Below are 15465 nucleotides of genomic sequence, written 5' to 3' on the forward strand. Positions count from 1 at the left end.
CGGATTATCATGCAGCGCGCCTTCCGAATCATGTCCGCCGAACCCATGAAAAAATTCCTTCGTACCGCCACCCGCACCGCCCAACGCGGCTTCACGCTGATCGAACTGATGGTCGTGCTGGTCATCATCGGCGTGCTCGCGGCGCTGATCGTGCCGAACGTGATCGAACGCGCCGACGACGCCCGCGTGACGGCCGCACGCACCGACATCAACAACCTGATGCAGGCGCTCAAGCTCTACCGCCTGGACAACCAGCGCTACCCCACCGGCGAGCAGGGCCTGCAGGCGCTGCTCACCCGCCCGACCTCGGGCCCGGCCGCGCCCAACTGGAAGCCCTACGTCGAGAAGCTGCCCAACGACCCCTGGGGCCATCCGTACCAGTACATGAACCCGGGCATCAAGGGCGAGATCGACGTGCTCTCGTTCGGCGCCGACGGCCAGAGCGGCGGCGAGGGCAAGAATGCCGACATCGGCAGCTGGCAGTAGCAGCCCGGGCGCGCCGCGCCGCAACCTGCATCCGCACCCTCCCCACAACAGCCATCCGGCCGCCGGCTTCACCCTGCTGGAGCTGATCGTGGTGATCGCGATCATCGCGATTGCCACCGCCGCCGTGAGCTTCGCCATGCGCGACACCGACGCCGCCAAGCTCGACCGCGAGGGCGACCGCCTGGCCGCCCTGCTCGAATCGGCGCGCGCCCAGTCGCGCGCCAGCGGCGTGGTGGTGCGGTGGCGCCTGGTGGAAGGCGGCTTCGTGTTCGACGGCCTGCCGGCCGGTGCGCTGCCCAGCGGCTGGGCCGCCGAAGGCATCACGGCGCAGGCTTCGCTCGCCAGCGGTGTGCCGGTTCCGGGCCTGCAGCTGGGGCCCGACCCGATCATTGCGCCGCAGCAGGTCATGCTCTATTCGGCCGGCCCACCCGCCCGCGCGTTGCGCATCGCCACCGACGGGCTGCGCCCCTTCACCGTGACGGCCGTCCAATGAGCGCGCGGCGCCTTTCGTCATCACGCGTCTCGCACGGCCGCGGTTTCACGCTGATCGAAGTGCTGATCGCGCTGGGCATCGTGGCGCTGGCGCTGGCCGCGGGCTCGCAGGCCACGATGTCGCTCACCCGCAATGCGCAGCGCCAGTCCGACCTGGTGCTGGCCGAGCTGTGCGCGGAGAACGAACTCGCCAAGGCGCGGCTCTCGCGGCAGATGCCGGCGGTGGGCGACTCGGGCTCGATCTGCCCGCAGGCCGGCGTGTCGTTCAACGTGACGACCTCGACCTTTCCCACGCTGAACCCGAACTTCCGCCGTGTCGACGTGCAGGTGCGCGACGAGGGCGACGCGCCGATCCTGCGCATCTCGACCGTGGTGGGGCGCTACTGATGCGGCGCGCCACACCCACCGCCCCGCGCGGCTTCACGCTGATCGAGCTGCTCGTCGCCATCTCGGTGATGGCCCTGCTGTCGCTCGTGAGCTGGCGCGGACTGGAGAGCATGTCGCGCGCCACCACGCAGAACCAGCAGCGCGCCGACGCCGTGCTGACGCTGCAGACCACGCTTGCGCAGTGGGGCGCCGACCTCGACGCCGTGACCACGCTGGCGCAGACCCGCCCGATCGACTGGGACGGCCGCGTGCTGCGCCTCACGCGGCGCGGCAGCGACGCCAGCGCGCCCTCCGTGCTGGTGGTCGCCTGGACGCTCAAGCAAGGCCCCGACGGCGTGCGCTGGCGGCGCTGGCAATCGCTGCCCTTCGCCACGCGCGGCGAGTGGCAGCAGGCCTGGAACATGGCCGCCGCCTGGTCGCAGGACGCCGGCACCGGCGCCGCAGGCGGCTACAGCGACGTCACGCTGGTGCCCGCCAGCAGCTGGCAGCTCTATTTCTTTCGTGACAACACCTGGGTGCCCGCCAGCCAGTTGCCCACCGTCGCCGCCACCCCCAATGCGCCCACGGGCCCGGTCGTCGCCATGCCCGACGGGCTGCGCCTGGTGATCACGCTGCCGCCGGGCGACGGGCTCTCGGGCACCCTCACGCGCGACTGGGTCCGCCCCACCGTCGGCGCGCCCCGAAGCTCATGACGAAGACCGCCCAGCGCCAGTCCGGCGCCGCCCTGCTCGCCGCGATGCTCACGGTGATGCTGGTGGCCACCTTTTCCGCCGCGGCGCTCTGGCAGCAATGGCGCGCCGCCGAGATCGAAGGCGCCGAGCGCGCCCGCGTGCAGGCCGCCTGGGTGCTGGTCGGCGCGCTCGACTGGTCGCGGCTGATCCTCGGCGAGGACGGCCGCGCCGGCGGTTCCGACAACCTCACCGAGCCCTGGGCCGTGCCGCTCGAGGAGGCGCGGCTCACCACCTTCCTGGCGGCCGAGAAGAACGTGGCCAGCGACAGCGTCGAAGGCCTGCCCGACGCGTTCCTGTCGGGCCGCATCGTCGACGCGCAGTCCAAGCTCAACGTGCTGTCGCTGGTCGACGCCGGCCAGCCCATACCCGCCAGCGTCGCCACCTTCACCCGGCTGTTCAACACGCTGGGCCTGCCGGTGGCCGAGCTCAATCGCATGACCACGGGCCTGGTGAGCGCGCTCGCCACGGGTGCCGACGGCGATGCCGGCGGCGCCCCGTTGATGCCGCAGGAAGTCTCGCAGCTGGTGTGGCTCGGCCTGTCGCCCTCGACCGCGGCGGCGCTCGAACCCTACGTGACGATCCTGCCGGTGCGCACCACGCTCAACCTGAACACCGCCAGCGCCGAGGCCATCAGCGCCAGCATGGAGTCGCTCAACATCGCCAGCGCGCGCCAGCTGGTGGAGCGCCGCACGCGCAGCTTCTTCAAGGACATCGCCGCCGCCAACGCCGCGTTGCCCAGCGGCAGCGCGCCCTTCAACGCGGCGCAGCACGGCGTGGGCACCAATTATTTCGAGGTCTACGGCCGCCTGCGGCTGGACCGCACCTATGTCGAGGAACACTCGCTCCTACAACGCAACGGTGTCACGGTGACGACCATCTGGCGCACCCGAGGCGCCGGCGCAACGAACACTCCGGTCAAACCCTGATTTCGCGGCACTATTTGTAAATAAAAAGCCTTCTAACGCGCGTCACAGCTGCACAGTACGCTATCGAAAGAAGAGCGCTCCACTGTCGGACAGACACCTACAATCCACCGGCTTTTCCAACATCGACATGACCCCCTTGCTGCTCCTTGCCCCCCTCCCCCCGGCCGACGCCGCGGGCGAGTTCGACTGGGCCCAGGCAGGCGACGACGGCATTGCGTTGCGCAACCAGGGCCGCGCGCTGCTGGCGCTCCTGCCCTCGGGCAGCGAAGTCATGCTCGGCATTCCTTCCGCCGCCCTCTCGTGGCACCGCGTCACGCTGCCCAAGGGCAGCATGGGCAGCGCCTCCAGGCTGCGCGCGGTGCTCGACGGCCTGCTCGAAGAGCACCTGCTCGACGAGCCCGAGAGCCTGCACTTCGCGCTCGAGCCCGACGCCAAGGCCGGCGCGCCGGTGTGGGTCGCGGCCTGCAACCGCATCTGGCTGCGCAGCGTGGTGCAGGCGCTTGAAGCGGCCGGCCGGCGCGTGGTGCGCATCGTTCCCGAGTTCGCGCCCCAGCCGCTCGACGCCCCGCCGCTGCTGCTGGTCACGGGCGAGCCCGAGGCGCCGCGGCTCACCGTCTGCGACGCCGACGGCGTGGTCTCTCTGCCGCTGGCCGGTGCGGGGCTGGCGCTGTCGAGCGGCCTGCCGCTGGACACTGCCGTCATCACCACCGAACCCGCCGTGGCCGAAGCCGCCGAGCACCTGCTGGAGCGCCGCGTGCCCATCGTGCAGACGCCTCAGCGCTGGCTGCAGGCCGCGCGCACGCCGTGGGAGCTGGCGCAGTTCGACCTGGCCGTGACCGGCCGCGCGCGCGCCGGCAAGAAGTTCGCCTCCGTCTTCCAGACCCTGCGCTACGCACCCGAATGGCGTGCCGCGCGCTGGGGCGTGGTGGCGCTGCTGCTGACCCAGCTCATCGGCCTGAACGCCTGGGCCTGGAAGGAGCGCAACGCGCTCGACGCCAAGCGCCAGGCCGCCAAGACCATGCTGACCCAGACATTCCCCTCGGTGAAGATCGTGATCGACGCGCCGCTGCAGATGCAGCGCGAGGTTTCGGCGCTGCAACAGGCCGTGGGCGACGTGGCCGACAGCGACTTCGAACCCATGGTCGGCGCGCTCGCCGCCAACCTGCCGCCGGGCAAGGTGCCCAGCGCCGTCGACTACAGCGCAGGCCAGCTGCGCCTGCGCGGCCTGGGGCTGCAGCCGTCGGAGGTGTCGCAGGTCACCGGCGCCATGGCGCCGCGCGGCTACGGCGTGCGCACCGAAGGCGACCTGCTGCTCGTGCAGGCACAGGCCGAGGCCACCCGATGAACTTCAGCGAACAACTCAAGGCGCGCTGGGCCGCGCTCGATGCGCGCGAGCGCCGCCTGGTCGCAGGGGCCGCCACGCTGGTGGCACTGGCCTTGCTGTGGTGGATTGCGCTCGCCCCCGCGTTGCGCACGCTGGCCGCGGCCCCGGCCGAACACGCACGGCTCGACGCCCAACTGCAGCAGATGGCCACCTTGCAGAACCGCGCGAAGGCGCTGCAATCGCAGCCGCGGCTGAACCGCGACGACGCGCTGCGCGCGCTGGAGACCTCGGTGCGCGACGGCCTCGGCGCCAGCAATGCCCAGCTCATGACGGCCGGCGGCGACGGTGCCGCCACGGTGTCGCTGCGCGCCGCGCCTGCGCCCACGCTCGCCCAATGGCTTGCCCAGGCCCGCGGCAATGCCCATGCGGTGCCGCGCGAAGTGCACCTGACCCGCGCGCCCACATCCACGCCCGCCTCCACGCCCGCCGCCGCGGCCGCACCGTCGCCAGGCGGCAAGGACGCCGCCAAGCCGCCGGTGGTCCGCTGGGACGGCACCGTCGTCATGGCGCTGCCCGCGGCGCGATGAGCAGCACCGCATGGTGACCCGGTCCGCCCCCTCCGCCTTCCAACCCAGGCCGCCCCGCGGCTGGCGCTGGGCCCTGCTCGGGCTGACCCTCGGCGTGCTGGCGGCGGTGCTGCTGTTCGCGCCGGCCCGCTGGCTGTCGGCGGCGCTGTCGAGCTGGAGCGAAGGCCGCCTCGTGCTGGCCAACCCGCGCGGCACCGTGTGGAACGGCACCGCTGCCGTGGTGTTCGCCAGCGGCGCGGGTGGCGCGCAGGCCGTGTCGCTGCCCGGCGTGCTGCACTGGCGCATGCGTCCGGGCTGGGGCGGCATGTCCGCCAGCCTCGACCTGGCCTGCTGTGCCGCGCAGCCGCTCGAACTCAAGGCCAGCCCGCGCGCCGGCGGCATGTTGCTCACCTGGCAGGACAGCCGCTCGCGCTGGCCCGCCACCATGCTCGCCGGCCTGGGCGCGCCCTGGAACACGCTCAAGCTCGAAGGCGCGCTCGACCTGTCCACCAAGGCCTTCGCAGTGCAGTGGGACGGTCCCGCGCTGCGCATCGCGGGCCAGGCCACGCTCGACGCCACCGACGTTTCCTCCAGCCTGTCGACGCTGAGGCCGATGGGCAGCTACCGCCTCACGCTCGACGGCGGCCCCAGCCCCACGCTGCTGCTGAGCACGCGCGCAGGCAGCCTCGAACTCAACGGCAGCGGCAGCTGGAACGGCACCTCGTTCCGCTTCAACGGCGAAGCCAGTGCGGCGCCAGGCCGCGAAGACGCACTTTCCAATTTGTTGAACATCATCGGGCGCCGCGACAACGCACGCTCGATCATCACCCTGGGTTGATCCTCATGATGAAGCCACTGTTTTCGACCGGCACCGTCGCCCTTGCGGTGCGCGTGCTGATCGCCGCCACCTTCCTGCAGGCCGCGCCCGCCGTGTTCGCGCAGGCCGGCGACGCACCGCGCCGCGGGGAGCCGATCACGCTGAACTTCGCCAACGCCGACATCGAGGCCGTGGCGCGCACCATGGCGGTGGTCACCGGGCGCGACGTGGTGGTCGACCCGCGCGTGAAGGGCACGATGAACCTGGTCACCGACCGCGCCATCCAGCCGGCCGCGGCCTTCAACCAGTTCGCCTCGGCGCTGCGGCTGCAGGGCTTCGCGGTGGTGGAGGCCGACGGCCTGTACAAGGTGGTGCCCGAGGCCGACGCCAAGCTGCAGAGCAGCACCGTCAACACCTCCATCGGCGCCGCGTCGTCCAGCGGCAGCAACCAGATCGTCACGCAGATCTTCCGGCTCAACTACGAGTCGCCCAACAGCCTGCTGCCGGTGCTGCGCCCCCTGATTCCGCCGAACAACACCATCAACGTGAACCCGGGCAACAACTCGCTCGTGATCACCGACTACGCCGACAACATGCGCCGGCTGGCGCGCATCATCGCGTCGCTCGACGTGCCGAACGCGTCCGACATCGAGGTGATCCAGCTCAAGCACTCCATCGCCACCGACATGGTGCCGCTGGTGCAGCGCCTGATCGACGGCGGCGGTGCGGGCGCGCCGGGCGCGGCCGCTGCCCCGGGCGCCGCCGATGCGTCGTTCCGCACCACGCTGATGGCCGACCCGCGCAGCAACTCGCTGATTCTTCGCGCGGCCAACCCGGCGCGCGTGAGCCTGGTGCGCTCGCTGGTCGACAAGCTCGACCGCCCGGCCGCCGAAAGCACCAACGGCGCGGCCGGCAACATCTACGTCGTCTACCTGAAGAACGCCGACGCGGTGCGCCTGGCGGCCACGCTGCGCGCCGCCATGGCGGCCAACCAGATCAACACCACCCAGGGCGGCGCCGCGGGCGCGGCCGGTGGCGCGGCCCAGCCGCAGGGGCAGAACGCGTTCTCGCAGCAGGCGCAGCAGTCGGCCTTCGGCGGTCAGGGAAGCAGCTCGCCGCAGGCCTCGGCGCCGCTCAACAACGCCAACCAGCCGTCCACCGGCGGCCAGATCCAGGCCGACCCGAGCACCAACTCGCTGATCATCACGGCGCCCGAGCCGCAGTACCGCCAGATGCGCGCGGTGATCGACCGGCTCGACGGGCGCCGCGCGCAGGTCATGATCGAGGCGCTCATCGTCGAGGTGAACGCCACCAAGGCCGCCAACTTCGGCGTGCAGTGGCAAAGCGCGCTGGGCAACAACGCGGTCATCGGCACCAACTCCAGCCTGACGGGCGCCAACATCCTGGCGCTGACCCAGGCCATCGCCACCCGCAACGCGGCGGGCATCAACCTTCCCACCGGCCTGAACCTGGGCATCGCGGGCAAGGTCGGCGGCCAGTACATCCTGGGCGCCATCGCCAACTTCTTCAGCAGCGACAACGACGCCAACGTGCTGTCCACGCCCAACCTGCTGACGCTGGACAACGAAGAGGCCAAGATCGTCATCGGCCAGAACGTGCCCTTCCCCACCGGCTCGTACGCCAGCACCTCGGGCTCGGTGGGCATCAACCCCTTCACCACCGTCGAGCGCAAGGACGTGGGCCTCACGCTGCGCGTGCGCCCGACCATCAACGAGAACGGCACGGTAAAGATGCAGATCTTCCAGGAGATCTCCAACGTCGCGGCCGGCACCACCACCGACCCGAACGGCCCCACCACCAACAAGCGCTCGCTCGAATCCAGCGTGCTGGTGGAAGACGGCGGCCTGGTCATGCTGGGCGGCCTGCTGTCGGACACCTACGGCAACGCCATCGAGAAGGTGCCGCTGGCCGGCGACATCCCGATCGTGGGCAACCTGTTCAAGAACGAGACCCGCAAGCGCGAGAAGAACAACCTGATGATGTTCCTGCGCCCCGTGGTCATGCGCGACGCGAACTCGACCGAAGCCTTCGCCTACGACCGCTACGACCAGATCCGCGGCCTGCAGCAGGCGGCGCAGCCCAACACCGACAACGTGATGCTGCGCAACGTGAGCGCCGCCCCCATCCTGCCGGCCGCACCGCCGCTGGGTGCCGCGAGCAACCGCACCGGCGGCCTGCGCGACGAAGGCACCCAGCTGATTCCGCCGCCGGCGCTGCCCGCCGACAACCGCCGCCTGGCCCCGAGCCCCCTGCGCGGCGCGCTGCCGCCCACGGCCGATCCCGTGAGCGCACGCGAGCTGCCCTGACGCACGCGAACTGCCCTGACGCGCGCCAAATGCCTTGATACTGCCCTGATGTCCAGCCGCTACCCCCTGCCCTACGCGTTCGCACGCAGCCAGCAACTGCTGCTCGAGGAAGCCGACGACGGCCGCCACACGCTGTGGATGTCCTCGCACCCCGCGCGCAGCGCCGTGGGCGAGGTGGCGCGCAAGTACGGCGTGCAGGCCTTCGAGGTGCTCGCCGACGGCGTGCTGGCGCAGCGCATCAGCGCGGCCTACTCGCAGGGCGAATCGAGCGCCGCCGCGGTGGTGAGCGAAGTGCAGAACGACGCCGACCTCTCGCGCATGATGCAGGAGCTGCCGGCCGTCGAAGACCTGCTGGCCAGCGCGGGCGACGCGCCCATCATCCGCATGCTCAACGCGCTGCTCACGCAGGCTGCGCGCGACGGCGCCAGCGACATCCACATCGAGCCCTACGAGCGCACCTCGTCCGTGCGCTTTCGCATCGACGGCACGCTGCGCGAGGTGGTGCAACCCAACCGCGCGCTGCACGCCGCGCTGATCTCGCGGCTGAAGATCATGGCCGACCTCGACATCTCCGAGAAGCGGCTGCCGCAGGACGGGCGCATCAGCCTTCGCATCGGCACGCGCGCGGTCGACGTGCGGGTGTCCACGCTGCCCAGCGCGCACGGCGAACGCGCGGTGCTGCGCCTGCTGGACAAGAGCGAGTCGAAGCTCACGCTCGAATCGGTGGGCATGCAGGGCGACACGCTGCATCGCTTCGAAAAACTCATCTCGCAGCCGCACGGCATCATCCTGGTGACGGGCCCCACGGGCTCGGGCAAGACCACCACGCTGTACGCCGCGCTGGCCCGGCTCGACGCCAGCCGCAGCAACATCATGACGGTGGAAGACCCCATCGAGTACGAGCTGCCCGGCGTGGGCCAGACGCAGATCAACGCCAAGATCGAACTCACCTTCGCCAAGGCCCTGCGCGCCATCCTGCGGCAGGACCCGGACGTGATCATGATCGGCGAGATCCGCGACTTCGAGACCGCGCAGATCGCCATCCAGGCCTCGCTCACCGGCCACCTGGTGCTGGCCACGCTGCACACCAACGACTCCGTCAGCGCCGTCACGCGCCTGACCGACATGGGCGTGGAGCCCTTCCTGCTGAGCTCGTCGCTGCTGGGCGTGCTCGCGCAGCGGCTGGTGCGCAAGGTCTGCACGGCCTGCGCGGGTGCCGGCTGCGAGGTCTGCGGCCAGACCGGCTACCAGGGCCGCACCGGCATCTTCGAGCTGCTGGTGGCCGACGAGACCGTGCAGGGCCTCATTCACAGCAAGGCGGCCGAGAGCGAGCTGCTGCAAGCCGGCGCGCGCGGCGGCCTGCGGCTGATGCGCGAAGACGGCGAGCGGCTGGTGCAGGCCGGCGTCACCTCGCGCGCCGAACTGCTGCGCGTCACGCGCGACTAGCGCGCCGGTTTCGCCATGCCCGCCTATTCCTTCGAAGCCATCGATGCCACCGGCCAGTCGCGCGAAGGCGTGCTCGAGGCCGACACCGCACGCAGCGCGCGCAGCCTGCTGCGGGCGCAGGCGCTCATTCCGCTGTCGGTCAAGCCGGTCGGCAGCGACCACGTCAACGGCACCGGCCAGCGCAGCAGCCTGAGCCGCTGGCTGGGCGGCGGCAAGCGGGTCTTCAATTCCACCGGCCTGGCCGTGTGGACGCGCCAGCTCGCGGGCCTGGTGTCTTCGGGCCTGCCGCTGGAACGCGCGCTCACCGCCCTCACCGACGAGGCCGAGTCCGAGCCGCAGCGCAACCTCGTCGCCTCGCTGCGCGCCGAGGTCAACGCGGGCTCGCCGTTCGCGCGTGCGCTGTCGGCGCATTCGCGCGAGTTCTCGCCCATCTACACCGCCGTGATCGGTGCCGGCGAGCAGAGCGGCAACCTGGGCCTGGTGCTCGACCGCCTGGCCGACGACCTGGAAGAGCGCCAGGCGCTGCAGCAGAAGCTGATCGGCGCGGCGCTGTACCCGGCCATCGTCACGCTGGTGGCGATCGTGATCGTGATCTTCCTCGTGAGCTACGTGGTGCCGCAGGTGGCGCAGGTGTTCGCGGGCACCAAGCGCTCGCTGCCCTTCCTCACCACCGTGATGCTGTCGCTGAGCGCGGGCGTGCGCAACTACGGCTGGTGGATGCTGGGCGCGGTGGTGCTCGCAGCAGCCGGCGTGCGGCTCGCGCTGGCGCAGGAAGCCTTCCGCCTGAAGTTCGACGCCGCCTGGCTCAAGCTGCCGCTGGTGGGCAAGCTCGCGCGCGGCTACAACGCGGCGCGCTTCGCCAGCACGCTGGCCATGCTGGCCACCGCCGGCGTGCCCATCCTGCGCGCGCTGCAGGCGGCGGCCGAAACGCTGAGCAACCGCGCCATGCGCGCCGACGCGCTCGACGCGCTGGTGCTGGTGCGCGAAGGCGCGCCGCTGGCCTCTGCGCTGGCGCAGAAGAAACGCTTTCCGGGGCTGGTGTCGATGTTCGCGCGCCTGGGCGAGCAAACGGGCACGCTGCCGCTGATGCTGCAGCGCGCGGCCAACCAGCTGGGCGCCGAAGTGCAGCGCCGCGCCATGCACCTGGCCACCATCCTCGAGCCGCTGCTGATCGTGGCGATGGGCGGCGTGGTGATGCTGATCGTGCTGGCGGTGATGCTGCCGATCATCCAGCTCAACCAGTTCATCAAGTGACGCGCCGCATCGCCTCACACACCCAGGTGCACGCGACATGCCCGTAACGCTCGAAGACAAGCTCGTGGTCGCGATTTCCTCGCGCGCCCTGTTCAACCTCGAAGAAGAAAACAGGATCTTCGACGCCGGCGACAACGAGGGCTACATGAAGCTGCAGCTCGACCGCATCGACGTGCCGGCCGCACCGGGCATTGCGTACTCGCTGATCCGCAAGCTGCTGCGCTTCAACGACGACGGCGTGCAGCGCGTGGAGGTGGTGATCCTGTCGCGCAACGACCCGGTGTCGGGCATGCGCATCTTCCGCTCGAGCGTGGCGGCCGACATCAAGCTGCAGCGCGGCGTGTTCACGCAGGGCCGCCCGCCCTTCGGCTACTTGCGCCCCCTGCGCGCGCACCTGTTCCTGTCGGCCAATGCGCAGGACGTGCGCGAGGCGCTGGGCGCGGGCTTTCCGGCCGCGCGCGTGCTGGTCGAATCGGTGAAGGCCAGCGACGCCTGGCCCAGCGAAGTGCGCATTGCCTTCGACGGCGATGCGGTGCTCTTCAGCGACGAGGCCGAGCGCGTGTTCCAGGCCGAGGGGCTGGACGCCTTCCAGGCGCACGAACTCAGCAAGGCCGACCTGCCGCTGCCCGAAGGGCCGTTCAAGCCGCTGCTGATGGCGCTGCACCGCCTGCAGATGGCGGGCAATGCGCACATGCGCATTCGCACCGCGCTGGTCACCGCGCGCAGCGCACCGGCGCACGAGCGCGCCATTCGCACGCTGATGAAGTGGAACATCCGCGTCGACGAGGCCATGTTCCTCGGCGGCCTGCCCAAGGGCGAGTTCCTGCGCGAGTTCGAGCCCGACTTCTTCTTCGACGACCAGACCGGGCACGTCGACGCGGCCTCGCGCCACGTGCCCGCGGGGCATGTGAGCAGCGGCATCAGCAACGAGCCCTGAGCACCGCGAAGGCGCTGCGCAGGCGCCATGACGGGCCACGGGCTTGCCGGGCCCGCGGGCACCGGCAAGAATGCCGGCATGCTGATCCTTCGACACGCCGACGTTCTGGTCACCATGGACGCCGCGCGGCGCGAAATCGCCGACGGCGCCGTGGTGTGCGACGGGCCCGCGGTGGCCTGGGTGGGGCCGACGGCCGAGTTGCCGGCCTCTTACCTCGACGCCCTGCGCAGCGGGCAGGCCGAGGCCCTCGACATGCACGGCCACGTGGTGCTGCCCGGCCTGGTCAACACGCACCACCACATGTACCAGAGCCTCACGCGCGCCGTGCCCGAGGCGCAGGACGCCGAGCTCTTCGGCTGGCTCACCCACCTGTACCTGCTGTGGGCGCGCCTCACGCCCGAGATGATCCGCGTGTCGACACAGACCGCCATGGCCGAGCTGATGCTCTCAGGCTGCACCACCAGCAGCGACCACCTCTACCTGTTTCCCAACGGCGCCAGGCTCGACGACTCCATCGAGGCGGCGCACGCCATGGGCATGCGCTTTCATGCCGCGCGCGGCAGCATGAGCGTGGGCCGCAGCGCCGGCGGCCTGCCGCCCGACGAAGTGGTGGAGACCGAAGAGGCCATCCTGCGCGACAGCGAGCGGCTCATCGACCGCTGGCACGACGCGTCGCGCCATTCCATGCGCCGCATCGTGCTGGCGCCCTGCTCGCCTTTCTCGGTGTCGCGCGACCTGATGCGCCTGTCGGCCGAACTGGCGCGCGAGCGCGGCGTGTCACTGCACACGCACCTGGCGGAGAACGACAACGACGTGGCCTATTCGCGCGAGAAGTTCGGCATGACGCCGGCCGAATACGCCGAGGACCTGGGCTGGGTCGGGCGCGACGTGTGGCACGCGCACTGCGTGAAGCTCGACGAAGCCGGCATCGCCCTCTTCGGGCGCACCGGCACCGGCGTGGCGCACTGCCCCTGCTCCAACATGCGGCTGGCCTCGGGCATCGCGCCCATCGGTGCGATGCGCCGCGCGGGCGTGCCGGTCGGGCTGGGCGTGGACGGCAGCGCCTCGAACGACGGCGCGCACATGCTGGGCGAGGTGCGACAGGCCATGCTGCTGCAACGCGTGGGCCACGGCCCCGCCGCGATGACGGCGCGCGAGGCGCTGGAGATCGCCACGCTGGGCGGAGCGCAAGTGCTGGGGCGCGACGACATCGGCGCGCTGGCGCCGGGCATGTCGGCCGACCTCGTGGCCTTCGACCTGCGCGGCGTGGCGCATGCGGGCGCATGGCACGACCCGGTGGCGGCGCTGGTGTTCTGCACGCCGGGGCAGATGTCGCTGAGCGTGATCGACGGCGCGGTGCGCATCCGCGACGGGCAGTTCACCGGCCTGGAGCTCACGCCGCTGCTGGCACGGCACCGCGCGCTGGCGCGCACGCTGTACGAGCGCGCGCAGCATCCGCACACGGCCTGACCCCGGCGGCCCCGCACTCAGCGCCGCATCGTGTCGAGTTGCGTGACCGGCGCGCTGTCGTTGCCCCACGAGCCGCGCACATAGGTGAGCACCGCCGCCACGTCCGCCGCGTCCAGCACCTGGCCGAACGGCGGCATGCCGTAGGGGCGCGGGTTGCCGGCCGTGGTGGGCAGGAAGCCGCCGTGCGAAACGACCTGGATCAGGTTCGTGGGCTGCGCCATGTTCACGGCGCGGTTGCCCGCCAGCGGCGGATAGGCGCCGGCGGCGCCCTGCCCCTGGTCGCCGTGGCAGTACGCGCAGCGCTGGTCGTAGATCTTCGCGCCGCGTGCCATGGTGCCGGCGTCGCGGCGGATCGGGGCGTTGGCCGCCACGGGCGCTTCGGCCTTCGGCACGCCGGGCAGGTCCTTCAGGTAGCTCGCCATTGCGCCCAGGTCGGCCTCGCTCAGGTACTGCGTGCTGCGGAACACCACGTCGGCCATCGGCCCCATGACGGAGCCGCGCGGCGCCACGCCCGTCTTCAGCAGCGCCACCACGTCGGCGGCGGGCCAGTCGGCCACGCCGGCCTGGTGCGGGTCGGTGAGCGACGGGGCGTACCAGTTCTCCACGGCAATCAGCCCGCCCGAAAGGCCGAGCCTGGTGTCCGTCGCGCCCAGCGAGTTGCGCGGGCCGTGGCAGGCGATGCAATGCCCCAGCCCGTTGACCAGGTAGGCGCCCCGGTTCCACTCGGCCGGCTTGCCCGCGTTGGCCACGAAAGGCTCGGGCTTGAACGACAGCGCGCGCCACACGGCCAGCGCGGGCTGGGTGTCGTAGGGAAAGCGCAGCCGGTGCGCCCTGTTGGGCTCCGTGGCGGCTGGCACGCTGCGCAGGTACGCGTAGATGGCGTCCGAGTCGTCGCGCGTCACCTGGGTGAAGTTGGGATACGGGAACGCGGGGTACAGCAGGCGGCCGTCCTTGCTGCGCCCGTTGTGCATCGCGCGCCAGAAGTGCGCGCTGCTCCAGCGGCCGATGCCGGTGCCGTCGTCGGGCGTGAGGTTGCTCGAATAGATCGTGCCGAAGGGCGTGTCGATGGGCAGGCCGCCCGCGTAGGGCCGGCCGCCGCGCGTGGTGTGGCAGCCCGCGCAGTTGCCGGCCAGCGCGAGGTAGCGGCCGCGCTCGACCTGTTGCGGCGTGGACTGGAAGGCTTCGGCCGTTTCGGGCAGCGGGTCTTCGCCGCGCAGGTTCAGGGCCACGACGGTGCCGGCGGCCACGGCCATCAGCACCAGAAGGGTCAGCAGCGTCCAGCCGAGGTGTCGGAGTTTCATGGGTGCGGCTTCGTCACTTCTTCGGCCCGGTCGTGCCGCCGCAGGCGATCGGCATCGGCGCGGGCAGCGAAGCGGCGGGCTTCGCGTTGGCCGGCACCGGCTGCGTGGCCAGCCAGCTCGCCACGGCGTTCACGTCGGAGGTCCACATGCGGCGGCCGACTTCGGCCATGCAGTCGGGTGCCTGCGCGTGCCGCTCGTTGGTGAGCCAGGCGCCCAGCTGCGACGCCAGGTACAGGCGCGGCAGGCCCAGCAGCCCCGGGGTGGCGGGCTGCACGCCGGTGAGCGCTGCGCCGTGGCACTGCACGCACGCGGGCAGCCGGCGCTCGGGGTCGCCCTGCAGCGCGAGCATGCGGCCGCGAGCGAGCACCTCGGGCGTGGCGTCGCTCACGGGCGAGACCGGCGGATACGGCAGGTCGAGCCCGGCGAAGTAGTCGGCGATCTCGCGCAGGTAATCGTCGGACATGTGCTGCACCATGTACGCCATGTCGGTGTTGAAGCGGCGCCCGTCGCGAAAGCTCACCAGCTGGTTGAACAGGTAGCCCGACGGCTTGCCCGCCAGGCGCGGAAAGTAGCCGGCGTTGGTGGTCGCGCCCTCGCGGCCGTGGCAGGCGATGCAGGCGGCCACGCGCTGCTCGATGGTGTCGGGCACGGTGGTGTTGGCAGCCCCTGCCGTCCCTTGCACGGCAAGCAGCAGCCCGAGCGCGAAGAGGCGCAGTCCGCGCTTCATGTGCCAGCCGCGTAATGCGCCAACGCCAGCAGACCCGCGATCAGCAGCAGCACCATCACCAGCGCCACGCCGATCAGCGGCAGGATGCCGACCTGCGCGGTTCGCTTGTCGGCGTCGGCGCGGCGCCCGCCCAGGCCGATGAAACTCCAGAGAACGGCGCGCACCGCGCGCATGAGATTCGACATGGGACCGAGTGTGAACCCTGCCCACTCAAAAAAACAGATGCAGATTCCCCTCAATTGACCGGTGCAGATAAAGTCCTGCCGAATGAACA

16 protein-coding genes are annotated in these 15465 nt (G+C 71.2%); 13 read left to right on the forward strand and 3 right to left on the reverse strand.

Annotation, left to right across the window (positions count from 1 at the left end; all coding sequences use genetic code 11):
- Positions 1–45 precede the first annotated feature (45 nt).
- The 13 genes from gspG (at position 46) to AC0IYU_RS13160 (ending at position 13163) form a co-directional block, all read left to right on the forward strand.
- Positions 46–486, forward strand: coding sequence for a type II secretion system major pseudopilin GspG (gene gspG, locus AC0IYU_RS13100; RefSeq protein WP_435482717.1), 441 nt, complete (start codon positions 46–48; stop codon positions 484–486).
- Entirely contained in the window at positions 461–979 is a 519-nt protein-coding gene (locus AC0IYU_RS13105; protein ID WP_472117318.1) for a prepilin-type N-terminal cleavage/methylation domain-containing protein, read from the forward strand. Before gspG ends, AC0IYU_RS13105 begins: the two co-directional genes overlap by 26 nt.
- Positions 976–1365 (forward strand): type II secretion system minor pseudopilin GspI, encoded by a 390-nt coding sequence (gene gspI, locus AC0IYU_RS13110; protein ID WP_472117321.1) that lies wholly within the window; start codon positions 976–978, stop codon positions 1363–1365. The genes AC0IYU_RS13105 and gspI overlap by 4 nt, the downstream gene beginning before the upstream one ends.
- On the forward strand, positions 1365–2057 hold the full coding sequence (locus AC0IYU_RS13115) for a PulJ/GspJ family protein (protein WP_435482714.1): 693 nt from the start codon (positions 1365–1367) through the stop codon (positions 2055–2057). The genes gspI and AC0IYU_RS13115 overlap by 1 nt, the downstream gene beginning before the upstream one ends.
- The gene (gene gspK, locus AC0IYU_RS13120; protein WP_435482713.1) at positions 2054–3022 is read left to right on the forward strand and encodes a type II secretion system minor pseudopilin GspK; all 969 of its coding nucleotides are present in this window, start codon (positions 2054–2056) and stop codon (positions 3020–3022) included. Before AC0IYU_RS13115 ends, gspK begins: the two co-directional genes overlap by 4 nt.
- A 127-nt stretch (positions 3023–3149) precedes the next feature.
- Positions 3150–4367 carry a type II secretion system protein GspL gene (gspL, locus tag AC0IYU_RS13125; RefSeq protein WP_435482712.1) on the forward strand — a complete coding sequence of 406 codons (1218 nt, stop codon included), beginning with the start codon at positions 3150–3152 and terminating at the stop codon, positions 4365–4367.
- Entirely contained in the window at positions 4364–4933 is a 570-nt protein-coding gene (gene gspM, locus AC0IYU_RS13130) for a type II secretion system protein GspM (protein ID WP_472117324.1), read from the forward strand. The genes gspL and gspM overlap by 4 nt, the downstream gene beginning before the upstream one ends.
- A gap of 10 nt (positions 4934–4943) precedes the next feature.
- Positions 4944–5750, forward strand: coding sequence for a type II secretion system protein N (gene gspN, locus AC0IYU_RS13135; RefSeq protein ID WP_472117327.1), 807 nt, complete (start codon positions 4944–4946; stop codon positions 5748–5750).
- A gap of 5 nt (positions 5751–5755) precedes the next feature.
- Positions 5756–8056, forward strand: coding sequence for a type II secretion system secretin GspD (gene gspD / locus AC0IYU_RS13140; RefSeq protein ID WP_472117329.1), 2301 nt, complete (start codon positions 5756–5758; stop codon positions 8054–8056).
- A gap of 48 nt (positions 8057–8104) precedes the next feature.
- On the forward strand, positions 8105–9502 hold the full coding sequence (locus AC0IYU_RS13145; RefSeq protein ID WP_472117332.1) for a GspE/PulE family protein: 1398 nt from the start codon (positions 8105–8107) through the stop codon (positions 9500–9502).
- A 15-nt stretch (positions 9503–9517) separates the two neighbouring features.
- The gene (gene gspF / locus AC0IYU_RS13150; protein WP_472117335.1) at positions 9518–10756 is read left to right on the forward strand and encodes a type II secretion system inner membrane protein GspF; all 1239 of its coding nucleotides are present in this window, start codon (positions 9518–9520) and stop codon (positions 10754–10756) included.
- 37 nt (positions 10757–10793) lie between these two features.
- Positions 10794–11693, forward strand: coding sequence for a 5'-nucleotidase (locus AC0IYU_RS13155; RefSeq protein ID WP_435482707.1), 900 nt, complete (start codon positions 10794–10796; stop codon positions 11691–11693).
- Between the two features lie 78 nt (positions 11694–11771).
- On the forward strand, positions 11772–13163 hold the full coding sequence (locus AC0IYU_RS13160; RefSeq protein ID WP_472117338.1) for an 8-oxoguanine deaminase: 1392 nt from the start codon (positions 11772–11774) through the stop codon (positions 13161–13163).
- 17 nt (positions 13164–13180) lie between these two features.
- Here the strand turns inward: AC0IYU_RS13160 and AC0IYU_RS13165 are convergent, their stop codons facing one another.
- Genes AC0IYU_RS13165 through AC0IYU_RS13175 form a run of 3 tightly spaced genes read right to left on the reverse strand, consistent with a single transcriptional unit; the run spans position 13181 to position 15376 of the window.
- Positions 13181–14464: a c-type cytochrome gene (locus AC0IYU_RS13165; RefSeq protein ID WP_472117341.1), complete on the reverse strand. Its 1284-nt coding sequence runs from the start codon at positions 14462–14464 to the stop codon at positions 13181–13183.
- A gap of 13 nt (positions 14465–14477) precedes the next feature.
- Positions 14478–15191 (reverse strand): c-type cytochrome, encoded by a 714-nt coding sequence (locus AC0IYU_RS13170; protein ID WP_472117344.1) that lies wholly within the window; start codon positions 15189–15191, stop codon positions 14478–14480.
- Positions 15188–15376, reverse strand: a complete 189-nt coding sequence (locus AC0IYU_RS13175) for a DUF2970 domain-containing protein (protein WP_435441643.1) — start codon at positions 15374–15376, stop codon at positions 15188–15190. The genes AC0IYU_RS13170 and AC0IYU_RS13175 overlap by 4 nt, the downstream gene beginning before the upstream one ends.
- Positions 15377–15465 lie beyond the last annotated feature (89 nt).

This window comes from Variovorax sp. AC103, from assembly GCF_979254005.1.

Excerpts from the sequence above, each read along its gene's own strand:
- gspG (WP_435482717.1), top strand. The coding sequence starts at position 46 with ATGAAAAAATTCCTTCGTACCGCCACCCGCACCGCCCAACGCGGCTTC.
- AC0IYU_RS13105 (WP_472117318.1), top strand. The coding sequence starts at position 461 with ATGCCGACATCGGCAGCTGGCAGTAGCAGCCCGGGCGCGCCGCGCCGC.
- gspI (WP_472117321.1), top strand. The coding sequence starts at position 976 with ATGAGCGCGCGGCGCCTTTCGTCATCACGCGTCTCGCACGGCCGCGGT.
- AC0IYU_RS13115 (WP_435482714.1), top strand. The coding sequence starts at position 1,365 with ATGCGGCGCGCCACACCCACCGCCCCGCGCGGCTTCACGCTGATCGAG.
- gspK (WP_435482713.1), top strand. The coding sequence starts at position 2,054 with ATGACGAAGACCGCCCAGCGCCAGTCCGGCGCCGCCCTGCTCGCCGCG.
- gspL (WP_435482712.1), top strand. The coding sequence starts at position 3,150 with ATGACCCCCTTGCTGCTCCTTGCCCCCCTCCCCCCGGCCGACGCCGCG.
- gspM (WP_472117324.1), top strand. The coding sequence starts at position 4,364 with ATGAACTTCAGCGAACAACTCAAGGCGCGCTGGGCCGCGCTCGATGCG.
- gspN (WP_472117327.1), top strand. The coding sequence starts at position 4,944 with ATGGTGACCCGGTCCGCCCCCTCCGCCTTCCAACCCAGGCCGCCCCGC.
- gspD (WP_472117329.1), top strand. The coding sequence starts at position 5,756 with ATGATGAAGCCACTGTTTTCGACCGGCACCGTCGCCCTTGCGGTGCGC.
- AC0IYU_RS13145 (WP_472117332.1), top strand. The coding sequence starts at position 8,105 with ATGTCCAGCCGCTACCCCCTGCCCTACGCGTTCGCACGCAGCCAGCAA.
- gspF (WP_472117335.1), top strand. The coding sequence starts at position 9,518 with ATGCCCGCCTATTCCTTCGAAGCCATCGATGCCACCGGCCAGTCGCGC.
- AC0IYU_RS13155 (WP_435482707.1), top strand. The coding sequence starts at position 10,794 with ATGCCCGTAACGCTCGAAGACAAGCTCGTGGTCGCGATTTCCTCGCGC.
- AC0IYU_RS13160 (WP_472117338.1), top strand. The coding sequence starts at position 11,772 with ATGCTGATCCTTCGACACGCCGACGTTCTGGTCACCATGGACGCCGCG.
- AC0IYU_RS13165 (WP_472117341.1), bottom strand. The coding sequence starts at position 14,464 with ATGAAACTCCGACACCTCGGCTGGACGCTGCTGACCCTTCTGGTGCTG.
- AC0IYU_RS13170 (WP_472117344.1), bottom strand. The coding sequence starts at position 15,191 with ATGAAGCGCGGACTGCGCCTCTTCGCGCTCGGGCTGCTGCTTGCCGTG.
- AC0IYU_RS13175 (WP_435441643.1), bottom strand. The coding sequence starts at position 15,376 with ATGTCGAATCTCATGCGCGCGGTGCGCGCCGTTCTCTGGAGTTTCATC.